Here is a 21,411-nt window from a genome sequence, read left to right as displayed (position 1 = left end):
CTCGCGGGGGTCGAGGTCAACTTAGGACGAGCCCACCACAGAGGCTAAATCTGGGCCGAAAGTAAATGTCTTCTGCACGGCGATTCCGGACAAAACTCCCGGTAACCAGTATTTCGCGTCATCCCACATCTCGTCGAGCGGGAGGGCATCCACGTCGAACCACTCCGGATTTAACTCATCAGATTCACATGGGATGCCACGGAATTCACGGCAAACGAAGACCGTTGAACCCTGGCTCCACGCGTCCTTGTATGGGAACAGATAGGTGAGGTGCCCCATCGGTGTGAGGTCTGATGCGGCAACAATCAGGCCTGACTCTTCTTCGATCTCGCGCACAGCGGCATCGACTGGCGTCTCCCCCGGTTCGAGTTTGCCGCCGAGGCCAACGTAGTTTCCCTGACCGAGGCCCTTCTTCTTGCGTCCGAGCAACACCTGAAGGCTGCCGTCATTGTGGTTTCGGAGAAGGTAGCTCACGCACACCTGGGGCAGGATCATCCGCTTATCGTAGCCGGGGGCCACCAGAAGAATTATCTGCAGCGTCGCACATTCACATCTGACGGGCTTACGCTTGGCAGATGGATTTTGTCCCTGAAACCGGAACCATCACTATGTTCACGACCAACTGGTGCGGCTACTGCACGCGCCTCAAAGGTCAGCTGACGAAGGCCGGAATCGGCTTCCGCGAGGTCAACGTCGAAGAGGTAGACGGCACCTCTGAACTCGTGATGAGCCTCAACGGCGGCAATCGCACCGTGCCGACCGTATTGTTCCCCGACGGCTCGTCGGCGACGAACCCGTCACTCGCCGACGTGCAGGCAAAACTCTCCTAGCCGAAGAGTACGGCTGCTTCGTCGTAGCGCGCCTGCGGAACCGTCTTCAGGCCCCCTGTGGCGTCTGCGATGCTCACGATGTTGATATCGGTTCCCGTCAACGACACCATTGATCCCCAACGCGCGTCATAGACGGCGTCGATCGCGGCCATGCCGAGGCGGGTCGCCAGGACGCGGTCGTAAGCGGATGGCGCTCCACCACGCTGCGTGTGACCGAGGACCGTGGCACGCGACTCAATACCAGTGCGCTCTTCGATCATGGGCGCGATGATCTCGCTGATGCCGCCGAGGCGCGGACGGTTGAACGCGTCGAGCCCCTTGTCGGAGTGTGCCTCTTCCATGCCGGCGAGGCGGAAGCCCTCAGAGACCACGAGGACGGGTGCACGGCCGCGGTCCCGCACGTGCTCCACCCACTCGCAGATCTGCTCGATGGTCTGGGGCTGCTCAGGGATGAGGATCGCGTGCGCGCCCCCTGCCATACCGGAGTGCAGGGCGATCCAGCCGACGTGGCGGCCCATGACCTCGACCACCATGCAGCGGCCGTGCGATTCGGCGGTGGTACGCAACCGGTCGATGGCTTCCGTGGCGATCTCGACGGCGGTGTCGAACCCGAATGAATAGTCGGTGGCCGCGAGGTCGTTGTCGATGGTCTTGGGGACGCCGACAATCTTGAGCCCGGCATCAGTGAGCCGGCGTGCAGCGGTGAGGGTACCTTCGCCACCGATAGCGATGACGGCGTCGATGCCGTGCGCGTCGAGCGTGCGCTGGATGTTCTCCGGGCCGCCGTTGTCGCCTTCAAAGGGATTGGTGCGGGAGCTGCCAAGAATTGTGCCGCCCTGACGAGAGAGGCCGCGCACGCTGTGACGGTCAAGCGTCATGAAATCGTCCTGGACGAGGCCACGCCATCCGTTGCGGATGCCGACGAACTCGGTCTCGTGGACGCGGACCCCCTTGAGGACTGCTCCACGAATAACTGCGTTGAGGCCTGGGCAGTCTCCACCGCTGGTGAGGATACCGATCTTCATTTCTGACGCTCCTTCATGCGCATGAACGATGACGGCGTCTTCACCGTCTACACATCATGGCGGGCAGCAGCGTCCGACTCAAATCGGTCGCGGCCGAGCCCACACAGGGCTCGGCCGGCATCCGTTTACAATTCGCCGTCGAGCGCCTGCGTGAGCAGGTAGATCAGCGCGCTGGCCTGCACGGAGTCTGCAGTCGACACCTCTTCTTCAGAGCCGTCGAGCGCGCGGGCGGCCAGGCCCTGCTTGCTGCCGATGAGCTCGGCGATCCGGGCATCGATGGTGTGTGCCGCGATGATGCGCCAGGCCGTGACGGGTTCTTCCTGGCCAATGCGGTGCACGCGGTCGATGGCCTGCGTCTGCTCAGCGGCGGTCCAGCTGAGCTCGGCGAGCACGACGTTGGACGCAGCCTGCAGGTTCACGCCAACGCCGGCCGCGGTGAGCGAACAGACAATGATCGCGACATCAGGGTCGTTGTTGAAGGCATCAATGGCCGCCTGGCGCTCAAGCGTCGACTGGTCGCCACGGATCGAGACGGTGCGCAGGTCACGCTTGGCGAAGGTGTCCTCCGCCAGGTCCATGACGTCGATGTGCTTGGCGAAGAAGACGACCTTGCCCACCGAACGCGCCAGCTGGGCGGCGTAGTCGGCGGCGAGGCCTGCCTTGGCCTGGCCGATCTTCCGCACCATCGTGAAGACGTTCTCGCCGGTCGTTGCACCCTTCGACTCTTCGAGTTCGGCGTGCGCGACGGCACGAATGAACGATGCGCGCTGGTCTTCGTCTGGCACCATCTTCTTGCTGCCGGTTGACCTGGCCTGCACGAGTGCGTTGTAGCGGACGACGAGTCGGGCTGCGAGCTCACGCTCAGCCTTCTGGATCGAGCGACCGAGGTCGTCGTCAAGTTCGACGGGCAGGTCGGCGATTCGCTTGGCGGGCAGATCTGCAGCGACATCCACCTTGCGACGCCTGACGATGCCCATGTCGATGACGGCAGCGCGGGCCTCAGCGTAGAAGCCGAGGTCGGCCGGGGTCAGCCCGGTGGCTTCGAGCTTCGCCATCAGCTTCGCGGTCGGCTTGTCGCCGTCGATCCAGCCGAGGAACTGCCAGATGGCCCTGAAGTCATCGACATCGTTGATGAGGGGGGTTCCGGTGAGTGCCATCAGCAGCGGGTTTCCGCCCGGCGTGCGGCGTCGGATCTGCTCGGCGAGCGACAAGACGTGCTTCGACCGCTGCGACTGCAGGTTCTTGATGAAGTGCGCCTCATCGACGACCATGCCCTTGAAACCGAGGGTGCCGAGCCACGCCAGGTGGCGGTCGAGCACGTCGTAGTTGACAACGACAACGTCGGCGAACGCATCAAGCGTGTCGCCGTCGCCGTGGATGACTGTCGCCCTGCGGTGCGGTGTCCACAGTTCAACCTCGCGAGCCCAGTTCATCTTCACGACGTTCGGCACGATCGCGAGCAGCGGGTACGAGTTGGTGACGGATGCCGCGAGCAGGCTCTGCGCCGTCTTGCCGAGGCCAGGCTCGTCAGCGAGCAGGTAGCTGCGGTGGCCGAGGCGTGCGCTTTCCACGAAGCGCGCCTGATGCCGCATGAGCTCCATGCCAGCTGGTGACAGCCGGTCGATGGGGGGCGCCTCTGGCAGGTCCATGCTGGCGGCCTGGCCGCCTGAGCCGTATTCGAACGATTTGAAGAGCGGGCCGAGCAGTTCCCAGTTGGCGAGGCGTCGCACGGGGACGACGGGCGCTGGCGCTGCGGCACTGAAGTCGGGGGCAAGGAACGGGTTGGCGAGAGCTCTGGCCTTCACCGACTGCGGGATGACCTGGTTGATCGGCACCTCAGGCTTAATCTCGGCCTCACGGGTGATGATCAATTCGTCTGGGGTGAGGTCTGCGCCAGATTCGAGCAGCCAATCCCGACGGAAACGCTGGGCGACAGTCGAGACACCCGCATCGGGTTCGAGCAGCGTGATGAGGCTGGTGTCGCGCCCCGCGGTCTTCGCGAGAATCTGGGCGATGCCATCCAGGCGCTTCAGCAGTTCGGCGCGGTTGGCGTCGGTGAGTTCGGGGTCGGTCTTGACCCTGGCACGCTCCTCGCGCATCAGCAGCGCGATGACCTGGTACTTGGTGCGGTTGGTCGGGCCGAGCTTTCCGCTGGCCTGCGCCTTCGCCTCGACCTCACGCACCTTGCGGGCAAGGATCGGGATGATCGGTGCATCGTCGTCGCGAGACCGCGTGCGCGGTCGATTTCGGCTATTGCTGCTGCTTCCGCGGCTGCTTGAACCCGACGACTGTTGGCGCGTATTTGCCATTCTTCTCCACTTCGCGGGTGCCGCTATCGCGGATACAGCCCGCTGATTGCTCAGCCAGCGGCCTGGAATGACCGCCCTCGCTTGGCCCTCAGCGTCGAAGCTGCAGACTCAACCGATACGCCGAACCCTGAATCGAGCAGCGCGTCTACTGCATATGAATGCAGCGGCACGGTCGAGACGGTGACCGGGTTCTTCCGGCGTCCTGCCAGTCTACGCCCGCGGCCTACAGCTCGCGTACAGGAACTTTGATACGGATGCCCGCAATGATGAACACAATCGCCGCAATGAACTGGATAGACACCCAGCCCTGGCCGTGCAGTTCGATGACAACGACGGGGTTCCAGATCACGGCGATGGGCACCAGCCCGATCAGCCACCACCACGCCTTCGCCTGGATCGCGAACACGCACATGATCACCGCGAGGATGCTCACGACGTAGCGAACGATGATGAAGCTGTCGACATCCAGCAGCGCCAGCCCGCCGAGCAGCGCGATCGCACCGAGTAACCCTGGTGCCAGCGCAGACCGACTGAACGTCGGTTTCTTCGGCGTGCCATATTCCTTAACGCCCACTAGACGCCTCCTCCTCCACCGCCGCCTCCGCCGCCTCCGACGGAACCGCCTCCACTGAATCCTGAACTTGATGAACTGCTCGCGGTCCCAGACCACGCCGCTGTGGTCGATGAGGCGAAGGCGCCGATGCCAGTGGCAAAGAGCGCAGCGTTGAATCCGTGGGAACCGACATACCAGTCCGGCTGGGCGCCTGACCTGTCGTAGTAGTCGCCGAGCACCTTCGACCAGTTCTTCTCGAGGCCGAACAAGACGGCGAACGGCAAGACGCGTTCGTACAGCTTGACGATCTTCAGCTGGGAGTCCGGCGTGCCGGCATCCGCTTCTGGCACGAGGGATGCGTCGAGCACGGGGCGATAGGGCGAGGTGAGTGCGCCTGCCGGGCTTTGCAGCACCCGCAGCCTGTCTGACTCTGCGAGGTCGATGTAGCGGCGGAGTCCGGCCAGGTAGTCGCGCAGCTCAGAGCCGGCCGGGGTGAGTGGGCGCACGGTGGCAAGCGCTGCCATGGCGGCGATGAAACCGATGACCCCGACGAACAGTGTGAGCAGCGGCCAGAGCCCGGCGACTTCGGTGGCGAACGCGCCAATCGAACCGACCAGGGCGATGACGAGCGAGATGATGCTGGCCGCAATCAGCCAGGAGCGGATGGCGCCGCCCCTCTGCCGGCGGAGCCCCTGCGTCACGACTGTCTTCTTCACGGCGGCGACGTGTTTGTGCACCTTGCTTGCGACGGCAGGGTCCTTCGTCTTGAGGTCACGTCGCGCTCCCGGGGTGAGCGTCGGCATCAGATCGGACAGGAGTGCCAGCTCTTCGGCGTCGAGTCCTTCTGTGTGCACGAGCTCCAGGATGTAGTGACCATTGCCGTCCGCCTCCAGGACGCGCACATTCCCGCGAACGGCGAAGCTCAACAGCTGGGCCGGCATGGCCCTGCCCATCGCACCCGCGATATCGCCGGACACCAGCAGATTGACGCCCTTCGGCGGCAGGTACTCGGCGATGATCGTCGGCCGGCCCGGTGCGTTTCGCCAGCGCGTGAGGCGCGCCACCCACGCCAGGATGGCCGTAATCACGGCCAGGACGGCGCCGATCAGGCCTACCGTCGGGAATGCATTGGCGAGGAAGGAGTCGTCACGGGGAACGAACGTTCCATCGTCGAACCCGACAACGATGGTGAGGCCCTGGTATTTTTCAAGGTCTGTGGCCGTCGCCTCGAAGCTGGTGCCGGCATCCGTGTCGGTCTGCACCAGAGATTCGCACGGATCGCTCGACGTCGCCCAGCCCTGGAAACAGGCCGACTGGCCGTTCAGGGCTGCAGCAAGGTCGGCATCCATCGACAGCGTTGCGGTCACGGAGCGGAACGGCTGCGCCCACCCTGTGCCGTTCACCTCCCAGAAGAACTCGTTGTCTGCCGCGTCATCGGGGAACAGGATGACGTTGTGCTGGGTGTACGTGATGACGTAGGTCTGGAGGCCGTGCACGAACTCATCGGCCGCGATGGTGAGGGTGAGGAATTCGCCGTCATCGTCGGATGATTCGCTGTCGTAGCTGCGCGCCGCGCCGTTCTCATCGGTGACGCTCACGATGTCGAGGTCGGTGGTGTGGCCGTCGTAGTGGGTGGGGATCGCGCGTCGGATCCCGTGGTTCTGATCTGTGTCAGGGAAATCGGCGACGATGGTTTCCGTCGTGGTGAGTGTGGCGCGACCGTCGTCGTCTCTGCCCAGGTCGAGGTCGGAGTGCCAGGAATCGAACGTGAAGTCGTCGACGCCCGTTGTGAGCGCGTCGAACTCGGCCGGCGCCAGGGCTGCTGTCTCTGCCGTGGCCGAAGACGCCTGGTTAGCCGTCGGTGCCGCACCGATGAAGACCATCGTGGAAAGAGTCAGAGCAACCGTGGCTATGAGGAACCCCGTACGTCGACGCATTCTTCCAGACTAGCGAGCGAATGAGGCCTACTGAGCCGCCGCAGGTCTGCCCAAGCGGATGCCGACAATACCCCTCCACGGTATTTCGACGAACGGGTAGCCTGTAGCCATGATCGAAGACATCAAGCGCCGGGCCCTTCACCGCACGCGCATCCTCGAGGGGCAAATGCGCGGGCTCGAGAAGATGATCGAAAACGAGGACTACTGCGTCGATATCCTCACGCAGTCGCTGGCCATCCAGAAGTCGCTTGGATCGCTCAACAAGCTCCTGGTCGAGAACCATCTGAAGACCCACGTCACGCAGATGTTCGAAGCGGGCGGCGACGAGCGCGACAACGCGATCGAGGAGCTGCTGAAGATATTCGAACTGAGCAACAACCGTGGCTGATGGCACGGTGGATGCTGTCGCTGCGGTCGCTGCGGCGCCTGGGGCGGCCGTGCATGCAGACGGGGTGTCGACATCCGTTTCTCGCTTGCAGGCCTTGATTCGCATTCCGACCATGTCGCGCCTCGACGAGACGACGACGGATTGGGCGCAGTTCGACCTCTTCATTGCAACGCTGCCCGCGCTGTATCCGGCGTTGCATGCGACGCTAACCCTGGAGATTGTGGCCGGCCATTCGCTGCTCTATCGCTGGGCAGGCCGGAGTAGTCAGGCAGAGCAGAGTAGTGAAGCAAAGCTGAGCAGTCAGGCAAAGCAGAGCAGTCAGCCAGGCCAGAGCTCGACTGGCCCGACCGTGCTGATGGCGCACTACGACGTCGTGTCGGCAACCGATGATGACTGGACGCACCCGCCGTTCGCGGCTGAACTCGTCGGCGAGGGCGCCGATCAGCTCATCTGGGGCCGGGGAACGCTCGACGACAAGGGCTCACTCGTTGCCGTTCTCGAAGCCGTCGAAGCGCAGGTGCTCGCAGGCTTTCAGCCTGAGCGCGACATCTACCTGAGCTTTGGCCACAACGAAGAGACAACCGGCGCCGGTGCGTCAGCGATCGTCGACCTGCTGCAGAGCCGCGGCATCTCGCCTGGCCTGGTGCTCGACGAGGGCGGCGCGGTCGTGCAGGATATCTTCCCCGGCGTGACCAAACCCATCGCGGTGGTCGGCGTCAGCGAAAAGGGCATCACCAGCGTGATCCTCACGGTGGAACAGGCCGGCGGTCACGCGTCCACTCCCCCACGGATGCCGGCGCCGGTGCGTCTGGCCCGCGCGATCACCCGACTCAACGCCCGTCCGTTCCCTGCAGGCCTCACCCCGACCAACTTCGAGATGATCACGACCCTCGGCGCCCACAGCACCGGCATCCTGCGCTTTGTCTTCGAGCGGGCACACCTGTTCCGGATGCCGCTGACCATGCTCCTCGGTCGGCTGAGCGATGAGACCAGTGCCATGGTGCGCACCACGGCTGTGGTCACCCAGCTCTCCGGTGCGCAAGCGGCGAACGCCCTGGCCGAGAAGGCCAGTGCCGTCGTCAATGTGCGCATCGCGCAGGGGTCGAGCATCGAGGAGATGCTGCGGCACGTCACGAAGGCCATCGGTGACAAACGGGTACACGTCGCAGCTGAGCACGCAAACGAGCCGTCTGAGGTGTCTCCGACGCACGGCGCAGCCTGGGACCTGGTCACGGGCAGCATCGAGCAGGCCTTCCCCGGCACTGTCGTGACCCCGTATGTGATGCTCGGTGCCAGCGACAGCCGACACTTCACCCGTATCAGCGATCACGTCTACCGGTTCAGCCCGTTCGAGATGAGCGGCGAGGAGCGCGGCACCCTGCATGCCGTCAACGAGCGGATCCACGTGGCGACGTTCCTCCGCGGCATCGACTTCTACACGCGCGTGATCGCGGCCAGCTAGCGCGGTTTCCAGCGCAGGCGCAACCCGTTTACCCGCACCTGCTACGCTCCCCCTGATAGCGCCTAGGGTTCCGGGACGTAACTGTCTGACTGGTTCGAGCGGCGCCACGGCTGACCGCGATCGGTGAGCCGTCATCTAAAAGGATAGAAGCCTGGAGGACTCCTGTGTCGCGCCCCCGTGCGGCGGGAAGGGTCCTCGTGTCTGTATTTGCTTTGTTCCTTGTCCTTTCGGCAGCGATCTGTCATGCGGCATGGAATGTGCTGGCTCACGGTGTGAGTCGGATCGGCGTGCCGTTCTTATGGTGGGGAGCTCTGGCGAGCACCCTGATCTGGGCACCGCTCATCCCGCTCACGGGCGGGTTCGGTGTCGGCGGGCCCCAGCTCTTGGCGGGTTTCGCTGTGGGTGCCGGGGTGTCCGGTGTTTTACACGTGCTATACATGCTGGTGTTGCAGCAGGGCTATGCGCGGGGCCGGTTGTCGACTGTCTATGCGACTGCTCGCGGGACGGGGCCGGCGTTGAGCTCGTTCCTCGCCGTGGTGTTGCTCGGGGAGCACCTCGATGTGATTGCGATGCTCGGAGTCGCCGTCATCGTCGTCGGGGTGATCGCGACAGGACTGATCGATCGAACAACACCCGCGGCAGGTATGCGGCGGGGGCTGGATCTGAGCATCGTGTTCGGGGTGCTAACAGGCGTGGCGATTGCTTCATACACAATCTGGGATGCGCATGCGTTGCGCACGTGGGGACTGTCGCCGGTGGCGTTCATGGTTGGGTGCACGGCGGTGGAACTTGTGCTCTATGCACCTCAGGTGTTCCGACGCAGGGGCGAGATGATCGCTGTAGCCCGTGCGCACTGGCCGCGCATTGTGGCGTTCGGGGTGCTGTCCCCGCTGTCGTACATTCTCGTGCTGACCGCCATGACGGTGGCGCCGGTGGCGCTGGTGGCACCGGTTCGAGAGGTGAGCGTTGTCCTGGTGTCACTGTTCGGAGTGTTGGTGTTGCGCGAGGGCTCTGCTGTCCGGCGCGTCACAGCGTCGGTCGTGGTCGTGTTCGGTGTACTGCTGCTGGCGTCGTGAGTTCTGCGTCAGATGCCAATTGGTCGGATGAAGTGGCCGCCTTCAAAATAGCGCCCTGATGCTGAGACGGTGAATCGGACGATGTCGCTTCGGTAGCGGTCGTCCGACGCCTCGATGGTGCGTCCATCGGTATGGCGAGTGATTCTGCGCAGCCGGAGGATGGGCGCTCCACGTTCCAGGCCGAGCAAGGATGCATCTGTTGAATCCGCTGCGACGGCGTCTATCTCATGATCCACATCGGCCGATTTCCAGCCACGGGATTCAAGGAACTCAGTGATCGAGACGGTATCGAGGTCGACGTCGAAGAGGTGCCGACCGACCGGTTCAATGTAGGTCAACCGTTCGACCATCGTCGGCCGGCCGTCGAGTGAGCGCAGTCGGAGCACGTCGACGACGAGATCGCCCTCTGTAATTCCGAGGAGCGCAGCCTGTTCGCTGTCGGAGCGGCGAAGTGCCACGTGTTGGGTCAGGGCTCCGGGGTTTGCGCCGATCTCGCGAGCCCACTTGGTGAATGGGATCGAGACGTCTACGGCCTGGTACGCCTTGCGTTCGGTCACCCGGCTGGGGCGGCCCCTGGTGCTCTCAATCAGCCCTTCAGCCCGGAGGACGGCGAGGGCGTTTCGAATAGGCCCTCTCGATGTGCTCCAGCGGTCGGCGAGCTCACCCTCGGTCGGGATCTCGTCGCCCGGACGGAGGCGACCCGTCGTGATAGCGGAGCGCAGATCGTCGGCGATTTGCTTGTACATAACATCGGCCACGTAGGCACCCTACTGGCCCTGCGGTATTCGAGTGGCCCGGACACGCGCCGTTCATCTAGTGGATACATAGGTGAACACGTCGTGAACTAACGGCCAGATAGGTATACATCTTGACGACAGGTCGGGCAGAATTTCAGACGACCCTCGATCCCGCCCGGAAAGGCAATCATGATCACACGTACCCGTATGTCCGTCGCGACGCTCGCCGTCGCCAGTGCTCTCACCCTCGCGCTTACCGGATGCTCCGGCGCCACATCCTCCGACGATGCGGCCGCCGCAGACGCTGAGGGCGGCTACGCCGTCGATTCAAGCACCCTCGTCTTCGGGGTCGTCCCCGACTCCGTCGACACCGAGACCAACTACCAGCCCCTGATGGACTACATTGCCCAGGAGACCGGCAAAACCGTCGAATACCACGAGTCGACCGACTATGCGGCTCTGATCGAGGCGGCTATCGCCGGCCAAATCGACGTCGCCTCCTTCTCCGGTTTCACCTATGTGACCGCGACGAACAATGGTGCAGAGCTGACACCGATTTCCTCGATCATCACCACAGAGGGCCAGGAGCCCGGGTACTACTCAGAGGCGATCGTGCCAACGGGAAGCTCCATCACATCGATCGAACAGATGAAGGGCAAGAAGATCTGCTTCGTCGACCCGTCGTCGACCTCTGGCTATCTCTTCCCCAGCTACAACCTGCTTGAGGCCGGCGTCGACCCGGAGGCCGACGTGACGCCGGTGTTCGCCGGCAAGCACGACGTCAGCGTGCAGAAGGTGGGCGAGGGCGTCGAGTGCGAAGCCGGCTTCGCCGAGGACAGCGAGGTTGAAAAGTCAGACAAGGTCAAGGTCATCGCCAAGACGATGGTTCCCGGTGCCCCGATCGTCGAGTCGAACACCCTCCCGGCAGACGTCAAGCAGAAGCTTCGAGACATCCTCTCCGAAGTCACCGCAGACGACATCGTTGCAGCTGGCATCGACAGTGCAGACTCCGAGGGATTCCGGAGCGTCTTCTACGCCACCGTTCCCGTCGACGACGAGTACTACGACCAGATCCGCGACATCTGCGAGGCAACCAAAGCCACTCAGTGCCAGAAGTAGCTATCGGCTGACGCTGACGAACCGACTCGGAGAATCCCATGACGACCACACCACCCGCTGCACCTGAGAAGGTCATAGAAATTGCCGGCCTCACGAAGCAGTTCGGCACCACCACCGCTCTCAATGGCGTCTCCCTCACCGTGCGCCGCGGGGAAATCGTCGTCTTGCTCGGACTCTCCGGGTCGGGCAAGTCCACCCTCCTCCGCCACGTCGACGCCCTCGAACTCCCGACGGCAGGATCTGTGGCGGTCCTCGGGGAGAATGTGCCCGCTCTGGGCGGCCGCCGTCTGCGCACCCTCCGCAGCCGAATCGGCTTCATCTTCCAGCAGTTCGAACTCGTGCCATCGCTGACTGTCCTCGAGAACGTGCTCACCGGCGCCCTCGCCGAGCTTCGCGGTCCCCGGCTTGGCCTCTGGAGCTACCCGAAGTCAAGCAAGCTGCGCGCGCTGCGCCACCTCGAACGCGTCGGGCTTCTCGACCGTGCCTACCAGCGTGCGGACACGCTCTCAGGAGGACAGCAACAGCGCGTGGCAATTGCCCGTGCACTGATGCAGAATCCGAGCATCCTGCTCGCCGACGAGCCCGTCGCGTCCCTTGATCCAGAGTCGAGCGATCAGGTCATGGCACTCATCAGGGAGATCGCTTCCGAAGAGGGTCTCACCGTGCTCTGTAGCCTGCACCAGGTCGACCTCGCGATCGCGTGGGCCGACCGCATCGTCGGCCTCCGTCATGGCGCTGTCGTGCTCGACCTACCGACCGCCGGACTATCCAAAAGCCAGGTCATGGAAATCTACGGTCGCGTCGCAACCACAACGTCAGAGCTGGAAGCTGTTCAGATCGAGCTGCTGGCCCCAGAGGCAGCGCTGTGACCGTTACCCTTCCGTCCAGACGGGCGACACAAACGCCCGACTCCGGCGTGGCCGAGCGTGCTCCACGGCCGCGTCGTTCTCCCCAGCGAATCGCCGCCGTTCTCACACTTGCCGCTCTCGTGGTGCTGGCGGTCGGCGCCCTCGCAGAGGTCGACATTTCTCTCCCGCGCATGGTGCAGAGCTGGTCAAACGCAGAGCGTTTCTTCGTTCGCGTTGGCCCCATCACGTTCCCAGACCGCGATGTACTTGTCGCGCTCACGGCACAGACCCTCGGACTCGTGTTCACCGGCACGCTGCTGGCCGCCGTGCTGTCGGTCCCCCTGGCCTACCTCGCTGCGTCCAACACCTCTCCCAGCAACAGTTGGCGCGGCCTGGCCCGCTTCCTCGGTGTCCTCGCCAGGGCGGTTCCCGACGTCGTGCTGGCGATGGTGTTCGTGCTGATGTTCTCGCTCGGCTCCCTCCCTGGCATCCTCGCCATCGGAATCCACTCAATCGGCATGATCTCGAAAATGTTCGCCGATGCCATCGAGCAGATCGACGAAGGTCCGAGACTCGCCATCCGAGCAGCGGGCGGCTCGAAGTTGCAGGAATTCACCGCCGGTGTGCTGCCGCAGGTGCTCCCATCGTGGGTGGCCACCGTCCTGCACCGCAACGACATCAACCTGCGCGGCTCCGTCATCCTCGGCTATGTCGGGGTGGCCGGGCTGGGTTTGGAGATGTCCTACGCGTTCAAGTCGCTCGAATATGGCCGAGGACTCGGCATTGCACTCATCATCTTCGCCCTCTGTGTCGTCATGGAGATCGTCTCGAGCTCTGTCCGCGCGGCCATGCTCGGGCCAGGCAACACCGCTACAGGGCCGTTCGACAGGCTGTTTCGCCGGATCCGCCCGCCGCAGCCCGCACGAGTGCCAAACGTCCCTGCCATCACCAGCGAATCAGCGCTGCGACGTCCGTGGAATGCAACGCGTGTGCGCAACACCATCGCCGGCACTGTCGCTGTGGCAGTAGTCGTCGCGTCTGTCCTTGTCAGCGACATCCGCTGGGCCGACTTTGTCACATTTTGGGGACGGGTTCCCGCAGTAGCGGTCCAGTTCTGGCCGCCATCATTCGGCAGCTACGAGGTCGCCACGATGGTCGAAGCCATGCGTGAGACAGTCGTGATCGCGCTGGCGGCCGCCCTGTTGACGGTGGTCGCTTCATTCGTCATCGGTTCCCTCGCTGCGCGGAACGTGGCACCGAATCGGACCGTCCGGAGTGGCTTCCGGCTTCTCCTTGTTGTGGTGCGCGGCATTCCAGAGCTGATACTGGCGATCGTACTGATCGTCATCAGCGGGTTGGGGACGCAGGCAGGCACGATCGCGCTTGCCGTCGGCGGTGTCGGATTACTCGGCAAACTGATCGCCGACTCGGTGGAGGAAGTTGCCAGCGGACCAGAACGGGCGCTGACCGCGACCGGCGCAACCCGGCTGCAGATCTACGCCGGCGCAACCGTGCCGCAGTCGGCCCTTGCGATGCTCGGGCACACCTTCTATCTCATAGATACGAATATTCGCGCGGCAACCCTGCTCGGCATTGTCGGCGGCGGCGGCATCGGCTACTACCTGCTCAACGCCAGCCAAGGCTCGAACTACGCAACGGTGACCGCCATCGTGCTGATGATCCTGGTCACGGTCCTTCTTGTCGAAGGGCTCGCCATGTGGATGAGGAGGGTATTCCGATGAGTGAACGCTTCGATATCGCCATTGTCGGTTCCGGCATTGTTGGACTCGGCGCCGCCTACGCTGCGGTGCGGCGGGGACTGCGAGTCGTGGTGATCGACCGAAGCACCGAACCAGTCGGTGCGACTGTTCGCAACTTCGGCCACCTCTGCTTTACCCCGCAGGCCGGCGACGCGCGCCGCTACGGGATCGCATCGAGGGAAATCTGGCTGCGCCTCTCCCGCGACGCCGGCTTTTGGCTCCGCGAATGCGGCACACACGTAATCGCCAGGCACAGCGACGAGCTCGCCCTTCTCGAGGCATCCGCCGCTCAACTGGCGCACGGGTTCGGTGAGGAGCCGGCGATCCGGTTGCTCGACGCCACCGAAATGGCGGCCGTTGTGCCCATAGAATCGCGCCAGCTGACCGGCGGTGCGGTGCTTCCCTACGACTTGCAGACGAACCCGCGTACGGCGGCGACGGCGATTGTGCGCCATCTCGCTTCCCTCGGCGTCGAATTCCGGATGCGCACGTCAGTGGGCAGCGTCACCACCGGAACCGTTCACACCAGCAGGGGCGTCATACACGCGGATACGGTCGTGGTCGCGGTCAACCACGACATCGACCAGCTCCTCCCTGACCTCGCCGAGGAGCACCGCATTGTGCGCTGCTCGCTCGACATGCTCCGCGTAGACCTGCCGCTCCCCCGTCCGCTGGCGGCACCCCTGCTGACCGGTTGGTCCCTCATTCGCTACAGCGCCTTCGCGACGCTGCCTCAAGCGGATGCCGTACGCGAACGACTGCACACGCAGCGTCCCGACCTGGCGGCCATCGACCTCAACCAGATGTACACCCAGCTTCCCGACGGCAGTGTCATAGTCGGCGATTCCCACCACAAGGCCACTGCGCCCTCCCCTTTCCAAAGCGAAGCAACAGCCGGCCTTCTCCTGGAGGAAACGTCGAAGCTCTTCGGCGCACCGGCCAGGGTGCTCGAGCGATGGCAAGGCATCTATGCCAGCGCCCCAACCGAATTCCTGGTGGCGGAACCAGAACCCGGAGTAGTCGCCCTCGCCGCGACCACCGGCATCGGCATGACCACGGGGCTCGGCCTGGCCGAAACAATTCTGTCCGAGCGTCTCGGCGCTCTCAACCCCATGAAAGGCATCTGATGTCGCTTAACACCGAAACCCCGACCGCCACCTCCCACGCTCTCGACGGCATCGAGCTCGTCGTCTTCGACATGGCCGGAACCACCGTCAGCGACGACGGCGTTGTCGAGATGGCCTTCCAGCGTGCCGCCGAGCGCACGAACGTCGTCGCGCAGCTCTCACAGGCAGAAGCGCTCGCCTACGTTCGCCAGACTATGGGAATGTCGAAGATCGATGTCTTCACTCACCTTGCCGGCGGCGACACTCACGCAGCGGCACGCGCCACCGTCGCATTCGAGGACGCATATGCCGAGCTGATCGTCGAGCAGAACGTCACCGAGATCCCCGGCTCCGAAGCGCTGATCCGTCGTCTCATCGCTGATGGGGTGAAAGTGGCCCTCACCACCGGATTCGCACCCGTGACTCGCGACGCGATCCTCCGTTCCCTCGGGTGGATCGATCTCGTCGACATCGCTCTCTCCCCCGTTGACGCCGGTCGCGGACGCCCAGCCCCCGACCTCGTCCTGGCCGCGGCGCTGCGAGCGGGAGTCAGCGCAATGAGCGCCGTCGCCGTGCTCGGCGACACTGCCAGCGATGTCCGCTCCGGCCGAGCAGCCGGGGCCGGCCTGGTTGTCGGGGTCCTCAGCGGATCCCACGGTCGGGCCACCCTCGTCGAGGCCGGCGCAGACGCCGTCATCGAAGATGTGACGCAGTTGCCCTCGCTTTCCCCCGTGGCAGCACGATGAGCATCCAGACAATGGCAGCACCGCACAGCATTCTGCTTGAGCCAGCAGCATTGGCCATGGTCTGGGTCGCGCCAGACCGTCCGCACGAAAAGGCAGCGTTCGTCAGCGTCGACCTTGACCCGCTCGAGGTCCTCGTCGAGATCGAACTCGCAACCATCTGCGGGTCTGACGTTCACACAAGCCGCGGCGACCGTGCAGCCCCGTCTCCTCTGGTGTTGGGGCACGAGCAAGTCGGTCGGATCGTCGCCATCGGCAGCGGCTCTCCACGGGCGGTCGACGGGGCGCTCCTCGCCGTCGGCAATCGCGTCATCTGGTCGATAGCCGCAAGTTGCGGCACCTGCGATCGCTGCGTATCCGGCCTGACCCAGAAGTGCCGCACCCTCCGGAAATACGGGCACCAGAAGATCGAGAAGCGGTGGTCGCTGTCCGGTGGATTCGCCACCCACACCCACCTGCTCGCCGGCACCCCGATCGTGTGCGTGCCCGAATCGGTACCGGCCGAAGTACTCGCACCGGTCTCGTGCGGCACGGCAACTGCATGGGCAGCGCTCGACGCGGCCGCTCGCACCCACCCTCACCAGAGCCCCGATGTGCTCATCAGCGGAGCGGGACTCATTGGACTCACGGCAACCGCGATCGCAACCGACAGGGGGTCGAAAGTCGTCGTTGCCGACCCCGACCCCGTTCGCCGGGAGATGGCGCTCCGTTTCGGCGCAACTGCGACCTACAACCCGCTCGCAGACCCGGACGAGATTGCACGCATCCTCAGCGCGGCCGGTGTCGACGACGGCTTCGATGTCGTCATCGAAGCTTCTGGATCCCGCGCTGCGGTCGCCGACGCGTTCGGCTCTGCCGCGGTCGGCGGCACGATCGTGCTTGTCGGCAGCGTCTCCCCGACCGAGCCTGTGCCACTCGATCCCGAGGACATGGTTCGCCGACTTTTGACCGTGACCGGCGTCCACAATTACACGGAAGCGCACCTGATGGGCGCCGCGGCATACATAACTGAGCGATGGGAGACCCGACCATTCCATGAACTCGTCGGCGCAACCATCGCGCTTGATCGACTCGACGAGGGAATTCGTCAGGCCGGTCCAGGCGGACCAGTTCGTGTCGCGATTGATCCGCGGATCCAGTAGACGCTCGCTGGCGCTCACGTCTCGGATTCCCGACCGCTCAGGGGTCTTCGCATCGACACCGACGCCGGGTCTGGTCAACACAGACGCGACCGGCAGGCCGGCGGCAGTGAGCCTCCGAAGGAATTCGAATGCGAAGACCTCCGTCGCGGTCTTCGCCTTCGTGTACGCGCCGATGCTGGTCAACGGGAGACGTCAAATGTGGTCGGTCGCGTATCGGGATGTGCCCACGCATGAGCGGAAGTCCGTCATCCGTCTTTGCACGACGGCTCATCGAACACGCGGTTCGTCTCGGCACACCCGCTGACCGCACGCTGATGCTGGACATCTTCTCCACGGCCTCCGCCCCGCCGCCGGGTAGCCAGCATCACGCCGTGAATTGCGCGGAAACACCTCTGACCGCGCTGACGGCTTGGTCATAGAGGTCGGCAAGCCTCAAGCCTCCGCCCAATCGTGTCCATAGTTCGCCGGCGACATCGAGACACGCGATGGCGCTGGCAACAATGGCGTCAGCTGCCGGATCATCGTGGTCAGCGCCGACACCGAGTCGTTCGCGGATGTTCGGCACGAGCAGCGACTGCCAATGCAAGTGCTTTTCAATGCTGCGCGCGCGCAACGACGGCGTCTCATACATCATCTTCGAGATTTTCAGAGTGATACCAGGCTCGACTTCAAGGGCGTCCACAGCGTTCAAGGCGGCGCGAAGCGCTTCCCAGGGCGCGACAGTCAGGGGAACAGCTTCGAGAGCCTGTTGGACTAGCAGGCCCTGGTTTGCGAGGTCGCCGAGCACAACGTCTTCCTTCGTGCCGAAGTATCGGAAGAAGGAGCGTCGTGAGATGCCAGCTGCCGCGACTATCTGATCAACGGTCGTCTGCTCGAATCCCTGCTCAAGGAAAAGACGCATCGCAACGCCCGTAATTTCGATATAGGCCGCTTGCCGCGATCGCTCCCATAGTGATGCATCAGTACCCATGGTCGAACCTTATCCTAGATGCCCTGTTGACACTCAGTGCCAGCTAGACATAGAGTTCTGCATCTACCGACATTGGAGCCTTCATGCCGACCATCGACCACCGAACCCAGACCGTTCTCATCACCGGAGCCAGCTCCGGAATCGGAGCATCGTTCGCTCGCGCACTCGCCGCCCGAGGATCCAATCTGATCCTGGTCGCGCGCCGGCTCGATCGCCTCGAGCAGCTTGCGGCAGAGCTCGAACAGGACCACGGCATAACCGCCACGGCCATCGCCCAGGATCTCGGCTCGCCGACAGCGGGAACCGAGCTGTACACCGCCGTCTCCACCGCAGGTCTGCATGTGACGAGTCTCATCAACAACGCCGGGTTCGGAACGTTCGGTCCGTTCATCGAGGAGGACCCGGCGCGGCTCGCCCAGGAAGTCGCAGTCGACGTCTCCACGCCTGTGCAACTCAGCGCGGCGTTCCTGCCTGACATGATCGCGGCCGGCCACGGCTACCTGATCAACGTCGCGAGCATGGCCGCATACACGCCAGCCCCCCGCATGGCCGTCTACGGGGCAGCGAAAGCCTTCATACTCAGCTTCACCGAGTCGCTCTGGGCTGAGCTCCAGGGCACAGGAGTCACGGCGTTCGCGCTGTCCCCTGGTGCGACGAGCACCGAGTTCAACTCCGTCGTCGGCACGGACGACGCCACCGCGGGTGCCAAGATGCGAACTCCAGACGCTGTCGTCGCGACCGCCCTCGCGCATCTCTCCCGCCACAACCCAGGGCCGAGCGTCATAGACGGCACCTCCAACCGGGTCGGCGCTGGCGTCTTCCGGCTCGTGAGCCGGCGAACCACCGCCCGGTTGATGTACCGGCTCACAGATCCTGCACGTCGCAACGAAAGCACCCGGGCCTCAGCAGCCCGGTGATCGCCACGCCACGACTCGACAGTTCGGAGCACGTGCTGGCGTTCGTGTGCATAGAGCTGCTGAAACTCCCACGTTCAAGATTTCCAAGTCCTAGATGTACTGAACCGGGATCGTCGTGGTCGACGTCGGCGTCTCGAAGAGCACCTCGAGCGCCGGCTTCAACTCTGCGACCCAGATCGCGTAGCCTGCCTCGTTCAGATGCAGCCGGTCTTCGGAGAATCCCACGCCGATTTCCCCGTCTGGGTCGGCGAGCATCGGCCACAGGTCGAGATAGCCGGCATGCAGCGTTGGCGCATATTGCCACACGTGCCGATTGATCGAGCGGATGAGATCGACGTGATCGCGTTCGCGTGGCGGTATCGACTGCGCCAGGATTCGGGTCTCTGGAAGCCGCCTCCGCAGCGTGTGCAATATCGTCTCAACGTTGCGCACGATGTACTCGTCGCTCCGTCGCCAGCCCACGTCGTTTGTACCGATTTGAACGACAACTGCGTCTGGCTCAAGTTCGATAACCGACTCCAGCCTGTCCAACAGTGCGTCCGTCGTTTCGCCGCTCACACCTAAGTTGTGAACGGTGAACTCTGGAAACCATTCGTCCCAGCGACCGCCTGTTGTTAGGCCATCGCCGATGAATACTAGTGATCCGGTCATAGTGGCCTCCTCATATCCATCATGCACTGAACCGCAAACATACGACAGAACTCACAGTGGATGCGCACGCAATCGTCTTGCGTGCCCACCGGCAAGCGGGTATGAACGACGCTAGTCACGCACGATATCAGCGCTGGCAGTCGTCGATCCCGTCGGTTGCTGCGTGGCTTGCGCGACCGGTTCTGACGCGGCATCCGCTGCAGGCTGCGACGCCGCTGTAGCCGTTGACGTGGCAGCTGATGTGGCCGTCGGCTGCGACTCAGCCGTTGCGGTGATGCGGTTGGCCATGCCGGTGAAGATGACACCGTGGAACGGCAGGATCGACCACCAGTACAGCCGCCCACCGAGGCCACGAGGGAAAAAGATCGCGCGCTGCTTGTAGATAGAGCCGCCGGCGGGATCGGTTTCGGCACGCATCTCGAGCCAGGCGCGCCCCGGCACGCGCATCTCGGCGCGCAGGCGCAGCAGGTGGCCGCGCTCGATCTTCTCCACCCGCCAGAAGTCGAGGGCGTCTCCGGTGTGCAGCCTGTCGGGGTGCACGCGGCCACGACGGAGTCCGACGCCACCTGCGAGCTTGTCCATCCAGCCACGCACCGCCCAGGCGAGCGGGAACGAATACCAGCCGTTCTCTCCGCCAATCGATTCAATGACACGCCAGAGGTCGGTTCGGTCGGCGCTCGTGTGGCGTTCCTTCACATCGGTGTAGACGATGTGGCCGGCCCAGTCTGGGTCGCTGGGCAGCGGGTTGCTTGATGCGCCCTCGATGGACGCGTTCTGCCAGCTGGTCTCGACCTCGCCGTCGCGCATCCGCCCGAGAGCGAGGCGGACCGCGCGTCGATACGGAGTGAGTCCGTCCTCTGGCTGGGGAATGTAGTCGTCGATGTCGTGCTCGTGCATGACGCAGTCGTATTGCAGCGATGCAATGATCGGGATGGCCAGGCTGCGCGGAATCGGCGTCACCAGATTCACCCACTGCGAGGCCAACCATGGAGTCAAGACAGGGAGGGCTGCGATCGGTCGCTGGTGGAGGCCGGCCTCCAGCGCATAGCCATTCATCATCTGTCCGTAGCGCAGCACGTCCGGACCGCCGATGTCGAAGGTGCGGTTCACCTCTGGCGGCAGTTCGGCCGCATGGATCAAGTAATAGAGCACGTCGCGCACGGCGATCGGCTGGATGAAGTTGCGCACCCATTTCGGCGCCGGCATATACGGCAGAACGTCGGTGAGGTGCCGGATCATCTCGAACGAGGTCGACCCGGACCCAATGACGACCCCGGCCTGCAGCGCCACCGTCGGCACGCCAGAGTCCAGCAATATCTTGCCGACCTCGACGCGGGAGCGGAGATGCGGCGAGAGGTGTTCGGCATCGGGATGCAGCCCGCCCAGGTAGACGATGCGCGACATCCCAACCTCGGCAGCAGCCTGCGCGGCATTCCGCGCCGCGCGCAGCTCCATGCTTTCGAACGCTGGGCCGCTCGACATGGAGTGAACGAGGTAATAGAGCACGTCGCATCCGTCACAGGCACGTCGAACGGATGCCAGATCGTCCAGGTCGCCTGCCACGATCTCGACCTCTGAGGCCCAGGGAACATCGGTGAGGCGCTGCGGCGATCGCACGAGGACGCGCACCTCGTAGCCGGCTTCGAGCAGGCGCGGAACCAGCCGGCCGCCGATGTATCCGGTTGCTCCTGTCACGAGTACGCGTCGTGGGCTCATCACCTCAGCCTACGTTCGTGGCCGCGGTCTCGCTGGAGAGATTTCGCAGCGGCCGCAGCGGTGCAGTGGCCAAGTACCGCGCAGTCGCCGCTACAGTTCTGGCGCGTCGCGCCCGCTGTAGC

20 protein-coding genes are annotated in these 21,411 nt (G+C 64.1%); 11 read left to right on the top strand and 9 right to left on the bottom strand.

Annotated features, from left to right (window positions below; all coding sequences use genetic code 11):
- Positions 1-21: 21 nt before the first annotated feature.
- Positions 22-495, bottom strand: coding sequence for an 8-oxo-dGTP diphosphatase (locus AC25Y4_RS09735; RefSeq protein WP_488120190.1), 474 nt, complete (start codon positions 493-495; stop codon positions 22-24).
- A gap of 80 nt (positions 496-575) precedes the next feature.
- Between AC25Y4_RS09735 and AC25Y4_RS09730 the strand changes: the two genes are divergently transcribed.
- Complete coding sequence (locus tag AC25Y4_RS09730; protein WP_488120189.1) at positions 576-830, top strand: mycoredoxin; 255 nt, start codon at positions 576-578, stop codon at positions 828-830.
- Here the strand turns inward: AC25Y4_RS09730 and AC25Y4_RS09725 are convergent.
- The 4 genes from AC25Y4_RS09725 to AC25Y4_RS09710 form a co-directional block, all read right to left on the bottom strand.
- Positions 827-1,855 carry a 6-phosphofructokinase gene (locus AC25Y4_RS09725; RefSeq protein WP_488120188.1) on the bottom strand — a complete coding sequence of 343 codons (1,029 nt, stop codon included), beginning with the start codon at positions 1,853-1,855 and terminating at the stop codon, positions 827-829. The two genes, AC25Y4_RS09730 and AC25Y4_RS09725, sit on opposite strands and share 4 nt — an antisense overlap.
- Positions 1,856-1,980: 125 nt before the next feature.
- On the bottom strand, positions 1,981-4,164 hold the full coding sequence (locus AC25Y4_RS09720; RefSeq protein WP_488120187.1) for a DEAD/DEAH box helicase: 2,184 nt from the start codon (positions 4,162-4,164) through the stop codon (positions 1,981-1,983).
- Between the two features lie 223 nt (positions 4,165-4,387).
- Positions 4,388-4,738 carry a DUF6804 family protein gene (locus AC25Y4_RS09715; RefSeq protein ID WP_488120186.1) on the bottom strand — a complete coding sequence of 117 codons (351 nt, stop codon included), beginning with the start codon at positions 4,736-4,738 and terminating at the stop codon, positions 4,388-4,390.
- Positions 4,738-6,654 carry a DUF2207 domain-containing protein gene (locus AC25Y4_RS09710; protein ID WP_488120185.1) on the bottom strand — a complete coding sequence of 639 codons (1,917 nt, stop codon included), beginning with the start codon at positions 6,652-6,654 and terminating at the stop codon, positions 4,738-4,740. The genes AC25Y4_RS09715 and AC25Y4_RS09710 overlap by 1 nt, the downstream gene beginning before the upstream one ends.
- A 109-nt stretch (positions 6,655-6,763) precedes the next feature.
- Between AC25Y4_RS09710 and AC25Y4_RS09705 the strand changes: the two genes are divergently transcribed.
- From AC25Y4_RS09705 to AC25Y4_RS09695, 3 genes are all read left to right on the top strand, one after another.
- Positions 6,764-7,042, top strand: a complete 279-nt coding sequence (locus AC25Y4_RS09705) for a metal-sensitive transcriptional regulator (RefSeq protein WP_488120184.1) — start codon at positions 6,764-6,766, stop codon at positions 7,040-7,042.
- The gene (locus tag AC25Y4_RS09700; protein ID WP_488120183.1) at positions 7,035-8,504 is read left to right on the top strand and encodes a M20/M25/M40 family metallo-hydrolase; all 1,470 of its coding nucleotides are present in this window, start codon (positions 7,035-7,037) and stop codon (positions 8,502-8,504) included. The genes AC25Y4_RS09705 and AC25Y4_RS09700 overlap by 8 nt, the downstream gene beginning before the upstream one ends.
- Positions 8,505-8,701: 197 nt before the next feature.
- The gene (locus AC25Y4_RS09695; protein ID WP_488120182.1) at positions 8,702-9,580 is read left to right on the top strand and encodes an EamA family transporter; all 879 of its coding nucleotides are present in this window, start codon (positions 8,702-8,704) and stop codon (positions 9,578-9,580) included.
- Between the two features lie 8 nt (positions 9,581-9,588).
- Here the strand turns inward: AC25Y4_RS09695 and AC25Y4_RS09690 are convergent, their stop codons facing one another.
- Positions 9,589-10,338 carry a GntR family transcriptional regulator gene (locus AC25Y4_RS09690; RefSeq protein ID WP_488120181.1) on the bottom strand — a complete coding sequence of 250 codons (750 nt, stop codon included), beginning with the start codon at positions 10,336-10,338 and terminating at the stop codon, positions 9,589-9,591.
- A gap of 168 nt (positions 10,339-10,506) precedes the next feature.
- Here AC25Y4_RS09690 and AC25Y4_RS09685 point away from each other — a divergent pair, with 168 nt between their 5' ends.
- The 6 genes from AC25Y4_RS09685 to AC25Y4_RS09660 are packed head-to-tail and all read left to right on the top strand — an operon-like array spanning position 10,507 to position 17,035.
- Entirely contained in the window at positions 10,507-11,436 is a 930-nt protein-coding gene (locus AC25Y4_RS09685; RefSeq protein WP_488120180.1) for a phosphate/phosphite/phosphonate ABC transporter substrate-binding protein, read from the top strand.
- A 38-nt stretch (positions 11,437-11,474) separates the two neighbouring features.
- Entirely contained in the window at positions 11,475-12,305 is an 831-nt protein-coding gene (phnC, locus tag AC25Y4_RS09680) for a phosphonate ABC transporter ATP-binding protein (protein ID WP_488120179.1), read from the top strand.
- Complete coding sequence (phnE, locus tag AC25Y4_RS09675) at positions 12,302-14,026, top strand: phosphonate ABC transporter, permease protein PhnE (protein WP_488120178.1); 1,725 nt, start codon at positions 12,302-12,304, stop codon at positions 14,024-14,026. Before phnC ends, phnE begins: the two co-directional genes overlap by 4 nt.
- On the top strand, positions 14,023-15,171 hold the full coding sequence (locus AC25Y4_RS09670; RefSeq protein ID WP_488120177.1) for a TIGR03364 family FAD-dependent oxidoreductase: 1,149 nt from the start codon (positions 14,023-14,025) through the stop codon (positions 15,169-15,171). The genes phnE and AC25Y4_RS09670 overlap by 4 nt, the downstream gene beginning before the upstream one ends.
- Complete coding sequence (locus AC25Y4_RS09665) at positions 15,171-15,896, top strand: HAD family hydrolase (protein WP_488120176.1); 726 nt, start codon at positions 15,171-15,173, stop codon at positions 15,894-15,896. Before AC25Y4_RS09670 ends, AC25Y4_RS09665 begins: the two co-directional genes overlap by 1 nt.
- Positions 15,893-17,035 (top strand): zinc-binding dehydrogenase, encoded by a 1,143-nt coding sequence (locus AC25Y4_RS09660; RefSeq protein ID WP_488120175.1) that lies wholly within the window; start codon positions 15,893-15,895, stop codon positions 17,033-17,035. Before AC25Y4_RS09665 ends, AC25Y4_RS09660 begins: the two co-directional genes overlap by 4 nt.
- Positions 17,036-17,399: 364 nt before the next feature.
- Here AC25Y4_RS09660 and AC25Y4_RS09655 read toward each other — a convergent pair whose 3' ends face one another.
- Positions 17,400-18,005: a TetR/AcrR family transcriptional regulator gene (locus tag AC25Y4_RS09655; protein ID WP_488120174.1), complete on the bottom strand. Its 606-nt coding sequence runs from the start codon at positions 18,003-18,005 to the stop codon at positions 17,400-17,402.
- A gap of 83 nt (positions 18,006-18,088) precedes the next feature.
- Between AC25Y4_RS09655 and AC25Y4_RS09650 the strand changes: the two genes are divergently transcribed.
- Entirely contained in the window at positions 18,089-18,922 is an 834-nt protein-coding gene (locus tag AC25Y4_RS09650; RefSeq protein ID WP_488120173.1) for an SDR family NAD(P)-dependent oxidoreductase, read from the top strand.
- A gap of 90 nt (positions 18,923-19,012) precedes the next feature.
- Here AC25Y4_RS09650 and AC25Y4_RS09645 read toward each other — a convergent pair whose 3' ends face one another.
- Both AC25Y4_RS09645 and AC25Y4_RS09640 read right to left on the bottom strand, forming a co-directional pair.
- The gene (locus AC25Y4_RS09645; RefSeq protein WP_488120172.1) at positions 19,013-19,573 is read right to left on the bottom strand and encodes a GDSL-type esterase/lipase family protein; all 561 of its coding nucleotides are present in this window, start codon (positions 19,571-19,573) and stop codon (positions 19,013-19,015) included.
- A 111-nt stretch (positions 19,574-19,684) separates the two neighbouring features.
- A complete protein-coding gene (locus tag AC25Y4_RS09640) occupies positions 19,685-21,289 on the bottom strand; it encodes an SDR family oxidoreductase (protein WP_488120171.1) in 1,605 nt (534 codons plus the stop codon).
- Between the last annotated feature and the right edge of the window lie 122 nt (positions 21,290-21,411).

Source organism: Leifsonia sp. Y878 (assembly GCF_057669685.1).
This window is presented reverse-complemented; position numbering and strand designations above follow the sequence as displayed.